Source organism: Lacinutrix sp. 5H-3-7-4 (assembly GCF_000211855.2).
Lineage (GTDB): Bacteria > Bacteroidota > Bacteroidia > Flavobacteriales > Flavobacteriaceae > Lacinutrix.
Map to the genome: position 1 here is coordinate 553,111 of NC_015638.1, position 15,424 is coordinate 568,534.

Sequence of the window (15,424 nt, forward strand, 5' to 3'; positions counted from 1 at the left end):
GTTACTCGTTATTGTTTTTTAAGTTCATAAAGTATGGCAAATACAATTTTAAATCTTTCTTTATCATTGCAGATACGCCATCTCCTGTAATAGTTGCTCCTGCTAAGGCATCAACTTCGTAATCGTCTTTAATTTCATTTTTAGGGTCGTTATTACCTTTTGCTACAGTAATACCTTTAAATACTCCTGCATCTGTAAGTAATTTTTCTCCATAAAAATCGTCCATAAAGTAACGTTGCTTAATGTTCGCTCCTAATCCTGGAGTTTCTCCTGCGTGGTCAAAAAATGTACCTTGCACAACCATATCTTTATCTAGTGCTACATAGCCCCAAATAGCATCCCAAAGTCCTTTTCCTCTAATAGGTGCAACGTATAATTTTTTTCCGTTGTTTTCTCCAATAAATAAAGGTAAGTATCTAGATTTACCTTCTTTTACTCTGGTTTGTTGTTTTTTAACATCTATTAAGTAAGGCTCAATACCTTTATCTGCATCTGTTGAATTTTTGAAGTCTTCACCAGTAATTTCGTTTAAAATTTTACCATCTTTAACTTCTAAAACTATTTGCTCTGATACTTTAGCTGTAAATTCTTGAGCGACCTTATCTGTAGAAACAAATGTGATATCACCATCACCTTCATTTCCATTTATTCCCATAGCATACAGTATATTCTGCTGCTTTTCCATTCTTTTATTTTCATCAATATTAGGTTTTAAAGACGCTGCTGTAAAAGCTAATAAAGAACCTACTACAACTACCATTGCTATTGCAAATATGATAGTGTACGAATTTTTTTCTGTGTTAACTGCCATAATTATGCTGTTTTAACTTTTAAACGTTTCATTCTACGTTTTACGTTTCCTTGAATCACGTAATGATCAATAGTTGGTGCGAAGACGTTCATTAATAAAATCGCTAAAAACACTCCTTCTGGATACGCTGGATTAAATACTCTAATCATGATTGAAATAAACCCAATTAAAAAGCCGTAAATCCATTTTCCTTTATTTGTTTGTGAAGCTGTAACTGGATCTGTTGCCATGTATACTGCACCAAATAAAATACTACCAATTATTAAATGTTGCCAAAATGGTACATTCATTAAACCATAGAATTTACTTGATTCTCCAATCCACTCTGCTGATACAACACCATTAAATATTAAGCCCATAGTTAATGCACCTATTAATGTTGACACTATAATTCTCCAGCTTCCTACTTTTGTGAAGATTAAAAATAAAGCTCCAATAATTATTAATAGTTTTGAAGTTTCACCTATTGATCCTGGTATAAAACCAAAAAACATATCCATGATATCTATATTAGGTAGTGTTGTGCCTTGCGCATAAGCTCCTAATAATGTTTCTCCTGAAATCGCATCTGGAGTTCCTGCTAATTCTGTTGCTTTGTGAACCCATACTTTATCTCCAGACATCCAAGTTGGATATGCAAAGAATAAAAATGCACGAATGGTTAATGCAGGATTAAGAATATTCATTCCTGTTCCTCCAAACACTTCTTTTCCTATAACTACACCAAAAATAACTGCTACTGATAACATCCATAACGGGATATCTACAGGTACAATTAATGGCACTAACATTCCTGTTACAAGATAACCTTCTTCTACTTCGTGACCTTTTATAACTGCAAAAATAAATTCTACAATTAAACCTACACCGTAAGAAACTATTACTAAAGGTAAAACCGTCCAGGCTCCTATTACAAAATTATCCCATGTAAGGAAATTTCCAAATAAAGAAGCTTCTCTAGTAATTCCAGCAGCAGCATCTATAGCAGCATAATGTTGGTAACCAGCGTTAAATATACCAAAGATTAAACATGGTACTAATGCCATGATTACTATGTTCATAGTACGTTTTAAATCATCGGCTGCCTTAATATGAGTTCCATTATGTGTTGTCTCATTTGGCAAATACAAAAAAGTATGAATTGCGTTAAACGCAGGCGCCATTTTAGTGCCTTTATACTTTTCTTTTAAGTTGTGTAAATTACTTTTTAAACCCATTATCCTATTTCTTTAAGCATTAAGTCTAAACCTTTTCTAATTATATCTTGATGTGGTTGCTTAGACACACAAACAAATTCTGTTAAGGCGAAATCTTCTGGTGCAACTTCGTACATACCTAAAGCTTCCATTTCATCTAAATCTTGATACATACATGCTTTTAATATTTGCAATGGGTATATATCTAAAGGAAAAACTTCTTCATAAGTTCCTGTAGTTACAAATGCACGATGCTCACCGTTTGTATTTGTATTTAAAGCAAATTCTTTTTTAGGTGTTAACCATGAAAAAGTTAATGCTCTAGAGGTAGATACTTTATTAAAAATTGGTTTGTTCCATCCAAAAAATTCATAATCATCTCCTTCTGGGATTACAGATATTACATTACTGTAATAGTCTAAATTACCATCTGGTTTTATTTTTTTTCCGGTTAAAACGTTTCCTGAAATAATTCTATCGTTTCCGTCTTTATCAACACCATTATCATAAACCATAGTTGCGATTTCGCTTCCTATTTTAGTTTTAAAATAACGTGGTTTTTTAACCGATGATCCTGCTAATGCAACAATACGTTCTGCGTTAAATTTACCTGTTAATAATAACTCCCCAATAATAACTAAATCTTGAGCAGCAACAGTCCAAACTGTTTCTCCCTTATTTATTGGGCTAACTTTATTTATTAACGTTCCAACATTTCCTGCTGGATGAGGACCAGACACTTTGTGTACAGTAACTCCAGACAATCCTGCTAATGGCGAATTACCGCTTTTTCCTACACCAATGTGTACATTACCTTCCGTTAATTTAGCTAAAGCTGTAACTGCTGCCTGCAATTCTGCTTCTTTTCCTGCTAAAGTATAATCCAAATCTGCAGCTAATGGCGCACTTGCATAACCAGAAATAAAAATTGCTTTTGGAGCAACACCTGGATTTGCAACAACATCATAAGGACGCTGCTTTACAAAAGCCCAACATCCTGAAGCTAATAATTTTGCTTTAATATCTTCTGCTTTTGCAGAATCTACGTTTAAAGCTCCAAAATCTTCAAAAGATTGTTCTTTGTCTGCTTGAATTTTTATTGAAAGAATTTTACGTTTTTCTCCACGTGCTATCTCGATAACCTCCCCAGAAACTGGCGAAGCAAATTTTACGTCTTCATTGGATTTATCAAAAAATAAAGCTTGTCCGGCTTTAACTTTTGCTCCAACTTTAACAGATAATTTTGGAATTACACTGTGAAAATCTTCTGGTCTAACTGTATAAAAGTTGCTTACTATAGCGTTTTCTGTCGCTTTTTCTGCAGCTCCTTTAAGTTTTATATCAAGACCTTTTTTAATCTTAATGTCTTTTGACATGCGTATAAATCTATTTGTTAATAGTTTAGCTATATGATTTTATGATGGTAAAAAATCGGTGCAAAAATACGAATTAATAATAAAATTTCTTCCCATTATAGCATACAGATAATCTATTTATAATTATTCTAAATAAGGTTCTGCTATTAGGCATAGATTTTGATTATATTTACCACTTGAAAACCCTTATAAATGGCACTTAAAACTAATATTTCTCTAATAATTTTATTTATTACTACTGTGACTTTCTCTCAAGTCCAAGAAATAAGTCCTACCCAAGAGATAAAAAGCATAACTTTTAAAGGCGATACACCAGAAAGCCAATTACCAATATTAAAACTTGGAGAATATCTAATATTAGAGTTTGATGTTTTAAATGGTAATGAAGATGATTATTATTACGAAATTAAACATTATAATTTTGATTGGACACCTTCTGTTTTAATGCAAGCTGAATACCTTAAAGGATTTAATGAACAGCGTATTAGAGAATGGGACAACTCGTTTAACACCTATCAGATTTACTCACACTACACATTAACAATACCAAATGAACAAACAAGAGGCTTAACAAAATCCGGAAACTACCTTATTACTGTTTACAACGAAAATGATGAAATTGAATTTACAAGAAAGTTTATGATTTATGAAGAACTTGCAGATGTTGGCGTATCTATAAAACGTTCTCGTGATGTTTCAGAAATTGAAAACAAACAATCGGTAGATTTTGTAATTAATACCAATAAAATCAACTTTAACAACCCTAAAGAAAATATTAAAACTGTAGTAATTCAAAACAACAATCTAAATACTGCAATTACTAATTTAAAACCGCAATATATTTTAGGAAACGAGCTGCAATACCGTTACACGAAAGCCTCAAGTTTTTATGCTGGAAATGAGTATTTCTATTTTGAAAACAAAGACTTAAGAGGCGCCAATACAGGCGTTCAATTTATTAGACTAAATGAACTTTACAATAGTTACCTCTATTTTAATGTACCACGTAAAAACCAGCCATATACTTATAATCCAGACATTAATGGAAACTTTTTAATTACTGCTTTAGATACAGATACTCCAGAAACTCATGCCGATTATGCAAAGGTTCATTTTGGACTTAAAACAAATGAATTGCTAAACGGAGACACAGTGCATGTTTTTGGGAATTTTAATAATTATGCGGTAAATAAAAGCACACAAATGACTTATGAAACAGAATCTCAAACTTACCAATTACCAATTATACTAAAACAAGGATTTTATAGTTATAAATTTGTAATTAAAAAACCAGATGGTACAATTGATGAAAATGCTTTTTCTGGAAACTTTTATCAAACTGAAAACGATTACAAAGTTTTAGTCTATTATAGAGACCTTGGCGCTCGATATGATAGATTAATTGGAGTTGGACAAGGCAACTCTGTAAACATTACAAATTAATAGCGACAAATCTGTTAATATTAAGATATATAAGCAATTAAGCTTTAAAAATGTTTTAAAATTTAGTATTTTAGCAAAAGTATTGCAAATAAAAAAATGGTACAACAAGTTACAAGAGGCATAAAAATTTCAGTAGAAACTAATTTTGAAGGCACTTTTTATAAAAATTATAAAATACATTATGCCTTTGGATATAAAGTTACAATTGAAAACCAGAGTAAAGACTCTGTACAACTTAATGCCAGACATTGGACTATACTTGATGCTTTAAACAATATCGAAACTGTAAGTGGCGAAGGTGTTATTGGTAAAAAACCAGTTTTAAAACCAGGTGAATCTCACACTTACAATTCTGGCTGTTTACTTACATCTCCTTTTGGTGCTATGCAAGGCCATTACAGCATGATAAACTTTACAACAACTAAAAAGTTTGATGTTGCTATACCAACTTTTAAATTAAGCGCTCCTTTTGCTATTAATTAAATTTCTGTTTCTTTATTTTTCAGCTTTTCTATTAAACCTATATTTCTTTCCGTTTTGTTCTACGTGAAAAAAACTACAGTTAGAATAGTGAATAATCTGATAAGGTTTTTTATAATTAAATTGAGAGTCTTCAGCTAAAAAAATCGCATCGCAATCTATATTTCCATATGGAGAAATACGGCGGTACCGGTATTCGTTTTCTATAGCTGTTTTATGTATTTCATACCATGCACCAGCTGCTATTCCAGACAACCATTGCGCATTTTTATGAAGACCATCAACTTTTCTAGGCTTTAAAGTGCCTTCATGATTTGGAATATAATCTTGCAACCTATCTAAGAAGTTTTTTAAATTTTCTCTTTTTTGAGAACCTTTATACGCTGTAATTTCTCCAATCTCTGAAACCTCAAAAACACAATCTCCTGTATTTGCTAATAAAACATTACCAACAGTACTTGGTGTAAACCATTTTGACTGCTGTAAAGCTTTTTTAATTTTTGAATGTGTTACAGAAGCAATTAAACTATCGGTTACAAAACGAGCACAATTACAAGCTTCTTTTTTAAAAGCAGCATAATAAATAAAACCTCGGTTTTGCATTTTTGTAATATGAAGCCTTGCCTTTTTATAATTTATTTGGTCGCAAACTGAAGCTATTAATCTTCCATCACCATGTGTGATTTTAGGTTTTGTAGCAAGAAACTTTAAAATAGCATCTAAATTTTCAATCTTATCGTTTTTAATTGCTGCTTTAAATGGAAAATGCAGTTCGTTATCTGTAAATCGTCCTCTAACTCTTCCGTTTGGTTCTGGCGTAATATATCTACCAAAATCATGATATTCCAAAACACCTGTTTCTTTATCTATTAAAACTAAGGCTGCATGACCTGCACGAACACTTGTTTTACTTCCTATTCCAAGAAACCTTAAATATGGTGAGTACCATTCTTCAGCATGCGATACAATTGTATCTGGATAGGCTAAGGTTAGAATTATTCCTGTATTCTCTTTAGCGTTACCCATTTATAGTTTCAGATAAATTAAAATTTTTAACCGTAACCTCTTTTGTGTTTAAATTATTAAAACGCATTCCAAGTTTAGTATCGGTTTTTTCAATTTGTGTTATACTTGTTGTTTTAACAAAACCGCGATCCATTACAACACCAAAATCATTGTTTCCTTTTCCTGCTGTTTTATGAAATTTTAATAATGTAGATGCTTCTAATTCATTTTCAGCTTTAAAAACATTAAACCAATCGCGTCTAGCTTGTTTTTTATCTTCGGTATACAACGTTGTTGAAGACCATATTTTTGTTGCTAGTGGTAGTTGCTGAAAATGCTTTTGGGTTTCATCCCAGACCAGTTCATAAAATTTTAAATTGGTATTCCAGTCGGCAATCACAATTGTAAATGGCTCAATACCATTAAAATTATATGATGCTATTGTTGCCTCTATGGCATCTGTTGTTAATAAATCTGTCACCACAACACCTCTACTTTGCCTATATGTTGGTTTTCTTTTATGTAATTTAAAACCACCATTAAGCAAACAAACAACTCTGTTTTTCTCACTTGCACCAATCCAACTTCCACCAGATTGCTGGTCTTTTGGCATTAATAACTCTGCATTATTAATAGAATAAAAATCTGGTGACAAAGCAACTCGACTTGGCGCTTCGTCTCTATTAGAAGTTAGTACAAAATCATTATTACCTTTATAAAAAATACTTACTGTACACATAAATAGTATAGTCCTAAATTGATGTAGCAACTTACAAAAAAATAAGAATTCTTTGGCATTTGCCTGAGAAAGAAATCGTTTAAAATTCCTTAACTTTGATGCTTTAAAATTTTAGACAACTAAAAACAACTAGATTTTCACTTTCGTGGAAACAAAAAATTAATTTTATATGGGAAAAGGATTTTTTAATGTGCCAATTGCAGTTAACGAACCTGTAAGAGCTTACGAGCCAGGATGCGAACATCGTGAAGCTATTTCTAAAGCATATCAAGAAATGTACAGTAGCGTTTTAGACGTACCAATGTACATTAATGGAAAAGATGTTAAAACTGGTGACACTAAACCAATGTCTCCACCGCACGATCATCAACATGTTGTTGGACACTATCATTTAGCAAAAAAATCTCACGTTGAAGAAGCAATTTCTACTGCTTTAGAAGCAAGGGAATCTTGGGCAAATACACCTTGGGAACATAGAGCTGGCATCTTTTTAAAAGCTGCCGAATTAATTGCCGGACCATACAGAGCTAGAATTAATGCTGCTACTATGATGGCGCAATCTAAAACAATACACCAAGCAGAAATTGATGCTGCTTGTGAGTTAATAGATTTTTTACGTTTTAACGTACAGTACATGACAGATATGTACCATGAGCAACCAGAAAGTACAAGTGGCGCATGGAATCGTTTAGAATACAGACCTCTTGAAGGATTTACTTACGCAGTATCGCCTTTTAACTTTACAGCTATTGCAGGAAACTTACCATCTTGTATGGCATTAATGGGTAATGTTGTAGTATGGAAACCAAGTGATTCTCAAATATACTCTGCAAAAGTAATTATGGATGTATTTGAAGAAGCTGGTGTTCCTGCTGGAGTTATTAATGTTGTATTTGGTGATCCAAAAATGATTACTGATACTGTTTTAGCAAGTCCAGATTTTTCTGGCTTACACTTTACAGGTTCTACATACATTTTTAAAGAGTTATGGAAGCAAATAGGAAACAATATACACAACTATAAAACTTACCCAAAAATTGTAGGTGAAACTGGTGGTAAAGATTTTATTGTTGCTCACAAAACGGCCAACCCAATTCAAGTTGCGACAGCTATTTCTCGTGGTGCTTTTGAGTTTCAAGGTCAAAAATGTAGTGCTGCTTCTCGTGCTTATATTTCTAAAAGTATATGGAGCGAAGTTAAAGCTCAAGTAATAGAAGATGTAAAATCTTTTAAAATGGGTTCTCCTGCGGATATGGAAAACTTTATTACGGCAGTTATTCATGAAGCTTCTTTTGATAAGTTAGCAAAATATATTGACCAAGCTAAAAAAGATAAAAATGCCGAAATTATTGTTGGTGGAAACTATGATAAGAGTAAAGGTTACTTTATTGAACCTACTGTAATTGTAACTGAAGACCCAAAATACACAACAATGTGTGATGAGTTATTTGGTCCTGTAATTACTATATATGTTTTTGAAGATAAAGATTTCTCTAAAACTTTAAAACTGGTTGATGAAACATCAGAATATGCATTAACTGGTGCTATTTTAGCACAAGATAGATATGCTATTGTTGAAGCTACAAAAGCATTACAAAACTGTGCAGGTAACTTTTATATAAATGACAAGCCAACTGGAGCTGTTGTAGGACAACAACCATTTGGTGGCGCAAGAAGTTCTGGTACTAATGACAAAGCTGGAAGTATTTTAAACTTACAACGTTGGGTTTCACCAAGAATGATTAAAGAAACATTTGTTACACCAACAGATTATAGATATCCTTTTTTAGGAGAATAAAATAATCTGTTTTTTAAACACAAAAAAACCAAAGCATAATGCTTTGGTTTTTTTATTTATAATCTATAAATTTTATTAGCCACGCCATTTTAATGGTAAGTGTACTACTTTTTTAGTTTCGTAAAAATCTTCTGAATAAAAATCACTTAAATTATATATTGTAGTCGTTTTATAATCTTTAAGTTCTTCGGTTAAATCTCCACCTTTTAAATACAAAATCCCGTTTTTTAATTCGTGATTTTGTTCTTTTTTAATTTTTCCTTTTACCCAATGAACAAATGTTGGCATTGCTGCTACTGCTCTACTTACAATAAAGTCGTAAGTTTCTTTAATTTCTTCTACTCGGGTATGTGTTGTTTTTACATTCTCTAAGCCCAAACCTTGAGCAACTTCATTTACTACTTTAAGTTTTTTTGCAATACTATCTACTAAATGAAAATTACATTCTGGGAATAATATGGCTAATGGAATACCAGGAAAACCGCCTCCAGTACCAACATCCATAATATCTGAGCCGTCTTTAAACTCAATAACCTTAGCAATAGCAAGAGAATGCAGGACATGGCGCATATACAATTCGTCAATATCTTTTCTCGATACTACATTAATTTTAAGATTCCAATCTTGATACAAATGAGAAAGTTTTTCAAATTTATCTATTTGATCTTCAGTAAGATTTGGGAAGTATTTTAAAATAAGCTCCATTATTATATTTTTTGCAAAAATAGAAATTTTATATCCATATTTTTATCAAATTCTTTTTAAGTTCAAACGTTTTTATTAATTATCTTTGACACAAATATGATTGGCACGTTTTGTGCGTTATTATATAAAATTAAAAAAAATGACAAAGCAAACTTTATCTTTCTCTAGAACAGATTCTGCAAAGTTCTTTAGAACTCTAAACAAGCGAGTTAACTCTTACTTTAAAGACAACAACATTAAACGTACCGGTAACTGGAAATTATGGTTAAAAACTATAATTATGTTTACCATATTTTTAGCTCCTTACTTTTTAATATTGACCCTTAATATTCCTGGTTGGGCGCAATTATTACTTACCATAGTTATGGGAATAGGCATGGCTGGTGTAGGTATGAACGTTATGCACGATGGTAACCACGGTTCGTTTTCAAATAAAGAATGGGTTAACCGTTTAATGGGAAGTAGCATCTATATTTTAGCTGGAAATGTTTACAACTGGAAAGTACAACATAATGTATTACACCATACTTATACAAATATCCATGGACATGATGAAGATTTAGAAGCGGGACGTATTTTACGTTTTTCTAAACATTCTGAATGGAGATGGCACCATAAATTTCAACACTACTACTCTATTTTATTATACGGTTTATTAACTATAAACTGGGCAATCACTACAGACTGGCAACAAATGAAACGTTATATGAAACGCAAATTGTCTTATGGAGAATTCCCTAACCCTGTAGCAAACTGGAGTAAATTAGTGATTTCTAAAATTATATACATTGCTATGTGGATTGTATTACCAATGCTTATTTTAGATGCAGCTTGGTGGAAAATTTTAATAGGTTTCTTTATCATGCATTATACAGCAGGATTAATATTAAGTGTGGTTTTTCAATTAGCACATGTTATTGAAGATGCAGAAATGCCTTTACCAGAAAAAAACGGCACAATGAAAAACACTTGGGCAATACACCAATTAAGAACCACTGTAAATTTTGGTGCAAAAAGCCGAATTGTAAATTGGTTTACTGGTGGTTTAAATCACCAAGTAGAGCATCATATATTTCCACATATTAGCCATATTCACTATGGCAAAATTGCAGAAATAGTAAGAGAAACTGCGCAAGAATTTAATTTACCTTATAACGAATATAAAACCACTCGTAAAGCAATTGCTGCGCATTTTAGATATTTACGAGAAATGGGAATGAAACCAGCTTTACAAGCGTAATCACAAATTTAATGAGCCAACCACTTTCTAACCGTATTAAAAATATGGCTACTTCTGCCACTTTAGCAATGGCAGCAAAAGCAAGAGAATTAAGAGCTGAAGGCAAAGATATCATCGGTTTAAGTTTGGGCGAGCCAGACTTTAATACTCCAGATTTTATTAAAGGTGCCGCGATTCAAGCGATTAACGAAGATTATAATTCTTACACACCAGTTGATGGTTATGTAGAATTAAAAGAAGCTGTAATCACTAAATTTAAACGTGATAATAATTTAACTTACACATTACCGCAAATAGTAGTTTCAACAGGAGCAAAACAATCACTTTATAATGTAGCACAAGTTATGTTAAATGATGGTGACGAAGTTATTTTACCTTGCCCATACTGGGTAAGTTATAGCGATATTGTTAAGGTTGCTGGCGGCGTACCTGTAGAAGTTAAAACAGCTATCACTACAGATTTTAAAATGACTGCAGACCAACTAGAAGCAGCTATTACACCTAAAACAAAAATGCTTTGGTTTAGCTCGCCTTGTAACCCAAGTGGATCTCTTTACAGTCATGAAGAATTAGAAGCTTTAGCTACCGTATTAAAAAAGCATCCAAATATTTATGTAGTTTCAGATGAAATTTACGAACACATAAACTACACAGGAAAACCTCACGCTAGTATGGCTGGTGTAGATGGTATGTTTGAACGTACCGTAACAATAAATGGAGTCTCTAAAGCGTTCGCTATGACTGGATGGCGTATAGGTTATATAGGCGCACCAGATTGGATTGCACGTGCCTGTAATAAAATTCAAGGTCAAATAACAAGTGGCGCAAACTGTATTGCACAGCGTGCTGTAATTACTGCCTTAAATGCAGATGCTAGTGTTGTAGATTATATGATTGATGAATTTAAAGAGCGTCGTGATATGATTTTAGAATCTTTAAACAGTATTGAAGGTTTTAAAACAAATACACCAGAAGGTGCTTTTTATGTGTTTCCAGATATTTCTTATTTCTTTGGAAAGACCGTAAAAGGAAAGACTATAAATAATGCTACAGATTTTTCTTTATTTTTATTAGAAGAAGCTCTTGTTGCAACAGTAACTGGTGAAGCTTTTGGTAATCCAGATTGCATAAGAATAAGCTATGCTGCATCGCAGGAACAGATTAAAGAAGCGATTAGAAGAATTAAAGAAGCTTTAGCATAATTAAAAACTAAACTCAAAATAAAAAAAGCCACTAAAATATTTAGTGGCTTTTTTTTTAGAACATAAAATATGTAAATACAATAATTAGAATAAGAGAAAACAAACCAATTAATAAAAAACGTTTTCGCTCTCTTATTTTATTTTCACGCCTAATCTTATTTTTTATTTCTAAAAGAATTTTAGGTGATGATTTTGGCAAATCATACTCTGTTTTTTCATTACTTGTATGTACAAAACTAAATCTATTTTCTTTTCGTTTTCCAACTAGTTTCCTGTTAGATTTTAGCGATTGATTCGCTTGCATCATTGCTCCTTCTCCACCCATAAGTTTAAATAATTTTCCGAATAATTTCGGCGTTAAACAATAAATATAGATACGTATAATACCAACTTTAAAGCCCTATATATCTATAGACATTAATTGATAAGTTTAGAAATCTAATAAAAGAATCACTACTCTATATATGTAGCGGTTTTAAATAAATTGTTACAAAAAAAAAAGTCTTATCGATTTCTCCAGAAAAAAGGCGTTAACAAAATTAGCACGGTGAATAACTCTAATCTACCAATAAGCATTAAAAATGATGACCACCATTTTCCTATTGCTGGTAATGCATTATAGTTATCTACTGGCCCAAAATCACCTAATGCTGGACCAACATTACCTAAACTAGATGCCGCTAAACCTATTGCAGAAGTAAAATCTATTTGCATCATAGAGAAACCCAAAGCACCTACTATAAATGCTAAAAGATATAGAATAAAGAAACCTAAAATATTAAATACAATATCTCCAGACACCGATCGCTTATTGTAACGTACTGGCAAAATTGCATTTGGGTGTAATGCGCGTTTAAATTCTAGAAATCCATTTTTAATAGTAATTAAGTGTCGTACCACTTTTATTCCTCCAGAAGTACTTCCGGCAGAACCACCTAAAAACATTAAACCAAAAAAGAAAACGGTTAAAAATGGTGTCCACAATGTATAATCTGCAGAAACAAATCCTGTAGTAGTTACAATGGCGAGCACCTGAAATAGAGAATGCCTAATTGCACTTTCACCTTCGCCAAAAACCATAGGATGATTAATTGAAGATTTACTTACATCTGCATTACAATAAATTAAAATGGCCGCTATGGCTGTAAAAATTACTATAAATCTAAAATAAAGTTTAAACTCTTCATCTTTAAAAACTTTTTGAACTCTACCTTTAAAAGCAAAATAACTCAATACAAAGTTTGTACCTGCTAAAAACATAAACAGAATAATTATGTATTGTATTAAAGGTTTATCATTCCAGTATGCAACGCTTGCATTTTTAGTTGAAAACCCACCTGTAGACAATGTACTTAAAGAATGATTTATAGCATCAAAAAACGACATTCCTGCTGCTTTAAGCAAAATAGTCTCTGCTGCTGTATAACCAAAATATATAAGCCATAACCGCTTAGCTGTATCTGTTATTCTTGGGTGTAATTTATCGGCACTTGGTCCTGGAGCTTCTGCTGCAAATAACTGCATACCACCAATACCTAATAATGGAAGAATAGCAACGGCAAGTACAATTATTCCCATTCCACCAATCCAATGTGTTAAGCTTCGCCAAAATAAAACACCTTCTGGCACAGCTTCAATATCATCTAAAATTGAAGCACCTGTAGTGGTAAAACCAGACATGGTTTCAAAAAAAGCATCTGTAAAACTTGGAATAGACTCGGTTAAAACATAAGGTATAGATCCCGAAAGTGTCATTACAATCCAGCCAAAGGCTACCACTATATAACCTTCTCGCTTATTCATTTCTTTTTTATGGTTACGAGTATAAACCATACTCACCACACCAATTAGCATGGTAACTACACCAGAGATTAAAAGCTCTATAGTAACACCATCTTTATAAATAAGGCTTACTAAAGTAGAAAGGAGCATGAAACCTCCATTAAAAAGAAATAATAAACCGAAAAAATGGAATATAATCTTATAATTAAGTTTTAAACTTTTACGCATAATAGATTATAAAAACAATTTTTCTACCTGTTTAATAGATCGTGGTAAACAGCAAACAACTATGTAATCACCTTCTTTAATTTTAAAACTTCCTAAAGCAATTAAACCTTTACCATCTCTTATTACTCCACCAATTATGGCAGATCTTGGAAACTCGACATCCTTTATTTGTTTATTGCAAATTTTAGAGTCACTCTTTACTCTAAACTCTAGCAACTCGGCATTCATGTTGTTTAGCTTAGTCATTGCTACAACTTCACCTTTTCTTATATATCTAAAAATATTGTTTGCAGCCAATAACTTTTTATTAATTAAGGTGTCTATACCAATAGATTGAGACAGCTCAAAATAATCCATATTCTCTACAAGAGCGATTGTTTTTTTCACACCTTTAGATTTTGCTACAAGACAAGACATTATATTAGTTTCAGAATTTCCTGTTACAGAAATAAAAGCATCCATATCACCAATATTTTCCTCCTCTAAAAGCTCTACATTTCTTCCGTCACCATTTATAACCAAAACCTTTTCAAGTTCGTCTGCTATATCTAAAGCTGCTTCTCTGTTATTTTCAATTAACTTAACCTTAAATTGTTTTTGGCAAAGGTCTCGAGACGTTTTATAACCAATTTTACTACCGCCAAGAATCATTACATCACGTATTGGTGTATTGGTTTTTCCTGTCATTCTGCACAATTCCTCACCACCACCAGAACAAGTAATAAAAACTACTGTATCTCCTTCTTTAAATTGCGTATCTCCTCTAGGTATAATTGTGTATTGAGTTCCAAAACGCTGTACTGCAATTGGTACAAAATGAATTTCGGAAAACAACTCTGCAGCTTCTTTTACAGTTTTTCCAACAAAAGATGCTGTTCTTGTTAAGTTTAAACTCACCATGGTTAATGCACCACCTTCAAACTCATAACTATCTTTAAATGCAGATTGATTTAATAATAATTGAATTTCTGATGCTGCTAAAGATTCTGGAGAAATAAGTTCGTCTATTCCAAACCTTGTAAATCCAACTTCATCTTTATGCTTTATAAATTCTGTATTAGAAATCCTTGCAATTGTTTTTTTACAACCCAATTGTTTTGCTAATACACAAACTGTAATATTTGTAGTTTCTGATGCTGTTACTGCAATCACCAAATCACTAGAGTTTACTCTTGCCTCTTTTAATATAGATATAGAAGTAGCATCTCCTTTTAAAACCTTAATATCTAAATGATTGTCTGCATAAGACAAACTTTCTCTATTAGTATCTATAAGTGTAATTTCTTGCGATTCGTAAGACAGTAATTTTGCTAAGTGAAATCCAACCTCACCAGCTCCTGCTATTATAATTTTCATGCGTTATTTTTCTGAAAAGTGGTACAAAGATAATTAATTAACAATTGATAGCGGTATTAATTA

The 15,424-nt window shown here is 32.1% G+C and carries 14 protein-coding genes; 5 read left to right on the forward strand and 9 right to left on the reverse strand.

The annotated features are described in order from the left end of the window. Nucleotide 1: 1 nt before the first annotated feature. From LACAL_RS02585 to LACAL_RS02595, 3 genes are read right to left on the reverse strand one after another with little or no spacing between them, the layout of a single operon-like run. Nucleotides 2-811 carry a Na(+)-translocating NADH-quinone reductase subunit C gene (locus tag LACAL_RS02585; RefSeq protein WP_013869140.1) on the reverse strand — a complete coding sequence of 270 codons (810 nt, stop codon included), beginning with the start codon at nucleotides 809-811 and terminating at the stop codon, nucleotides 2-4. 2 nt (nucleotides 812-813) lie between these two features. Then, on the reverse strand, nucleotides 814-2,028 hold the full coding sequence (locus tag LACAL_RS02590) for an NADH:ubiquinone reductase (Na(+)-transporting) subunit B (RefSeq protein ID WP_013869141.1): 1,215 nt from the start codon (nucleotides 2,026-2,028) through the stop codon (nucleotides 814-816). Then, nucleotides 2,028-3,383, reverse strand: a complete 1,356-nt coding sequence (locus LACAL_RS02595; RefSeq protein ID WP_013869142.1) for a Na(+)-translocating NADH-quinone reductase subunit A — start codon at nucleotides 3,381-3,383, stop codon at nucleotides 2,028-2,030. The genes LACAL_RS02590 and LACAL_RS02595 overlap by 1 nt, the downstream gene beginning before the upstream one ends. A 192-nt stretch (nucleotides 3,384-3,575) precedes the next feature. On the opposite strand from LACAL_RS02595, the gene LACAL_RS02600 reads away from it, so the two are divergent. Both LACAL_RS02600 and apaG read left to right on the forward strand, forming a co-directional pair. Then, nucleotides 3,576-4,826: a DUF5103 domain-containing protein gene (locus LACAL_RS02600; protein ID WP_013869143.1), complete on the forward strand. Its 1,251-nt coding sequence runs from the start codon at nucleotides 3,576-3,578 to the stop codon at nucleotides 4,824-4,826. Between the two features lie 96 nt (nucleotides 4,827-4,922). After that, a complete protein-coding gene (apaG, locus tag LACAL_RS02605; protein WP_013869144.1) occupies nucleotides 4,923-5,309 on the forward strand; it encodes a Co2+/Mg2+ efflux protein ApaG in 387 nt (128 codons plus the stop codon). Between the two features lie 12 nt (nucleotides 5,310-5,321). On the opposite strand, the gene LACAL_RS02610 is transcribed toward apaG, so the two are convergent. Together LACAL_RS02610 and LACAL_RS02615 are read right to left on the reverse strand one after the other, a co-directional pair. Beyond that, nucleotides 5,322-6,332: a DUF6695 family protein gene (locus LACAL_RS02610; protein ID WP_013869145.1), complete on the reverse strand. Its 1,011-nt coding sequence runs from the start codon at nucleotides 6,330-6,332 to the stop codon at nucleotides 5,322-5,324. After that, a complete protein-coding gene (locus LACAL_RS02615; RefSeq protein WP_013869146.1) occupies nucleotides 6,325-7,050 on the reverse strand; it encodes an NRDE family protein in 726 nt (241 codons plus the stop codon). The genes LACAL_RS02610 and LACAL_RS02615 overlap by 8 nt, the downstream gene beginning before the upstream one ends. Nucleotides 7,051-7,219: 169 nt before the next feature. Here LACAL_RS02615 and pruA point away from each other — a divergent pair, with 169 nt between their 5' ends. Further along, entirely contained in the window at nucleotides 7,220-8,848 is a 1,629-nt protein-coding gene (pruA, locus tag LACAL_RS02620; protein WP_013869147.1) for an L-glutamate gamma-semialdehyde dehydrogenase, read from the forward strand. A gap of 75 nt (nucleotides 8,849-8,923) precedes the next feature. Here pruA and rsmG read toward each other — a convergent pair whose 3' ends face one another. Then, nucleotides 8,924-9,553 carry a 16S rRNA (guanine(527)-N(7))-methyltransferase RsmG gene (gene rsmG / locus LACAL_RS02625; protein WP_013869148.1) on the reverse strand — a complete coding sequence of 210 codons (630 nt, stop codon included), beginning with the start codon at nucleotides 9,551-9,553 and terminating at the stop codon, nucleotides 8,924-8,926. A 139-nt stretch (nucleotides 9,554-9,692) separates the two neighbouring features. Between rsmG and LACAL_RS02630 the strand changes: the two genes are divergently transcribed. Next, the gene (locus LACAL_RS02630) at nucleotides 9,693-10,793 is read left to right on the forward strand and encodes an acyl-CoA desaturase (RefSeq protein WP_013869149.1); all 1,101 of its coding nucleotides are present in this window, start codon (nucleotides 9,693-9,695) and stop codon (nucleotides 10,791-10,793) included. Between the two features lie 11 nt (nucleotides 10,794-10,804). Next, the gene (locus tag LACAL_RS02635) at nucleotides 10,805-11,995 is read left to right on the forward strand and encodes a pyridoxal phosphate-dependent aminotransferase (protein ID WP_013869150.1); all 1,191 of its coding nucleotides are present in this window, start codon (nucleotides 10,805-10,807) and stop codon (nucleotides 11,993-11,995) included. A gap of 55 nt (nucleotides 11,996-12,050) precedes the next feature. Here LACAL_RS02635 and LACAL_RS02640 read toward each other — a convergent pair whose 3' ends face one another. From LACAL_RS02640 to trkA, 3 genes are all read right to left on the reverse strand, one after another. Beyond that, the gene (locus tag LACAL_RS02640; RefSeq protein ID WP_013869151.1) at nucleotides 12,051-12,320 is read right to left on the reverse strand and encodes a hypothetical protein; all 270 of its coding nucleotides are present in this window, start codon (nucleotides 12,318-12,320) and stop codon (nucleotides 12,051-12,053) included. Between the two features lie 179 nt (nucleotides 12,321-12,499). Further along, nucleotides 12,500-14,005 (reverse strand): TrkH family potassium uptake protein, encoded by a 1,506-nt coding sequence (locus LACAL_RS02645; RefSeq protein ID WP_013869152.1) that lies wholly within the window; start codon nucleotides 14,003-14,005, stop codon nucleotides 12,500-12,502. A 6-nt stretch (nucleotides 14,006-14,011) separates the two neighbouring features. Further along, entirely contained in the window at nucleotides 14,012-15,361 is a 1,350-nt protein-coding gene (gene trkA / locus LACAL_RS02650) for a Trk system potassium transporter TrkA (protein ID WP_013869153.1), read from the reverse strand. Nucleotides 15,362-15,424: the final 63 nt, after the last annotated feature.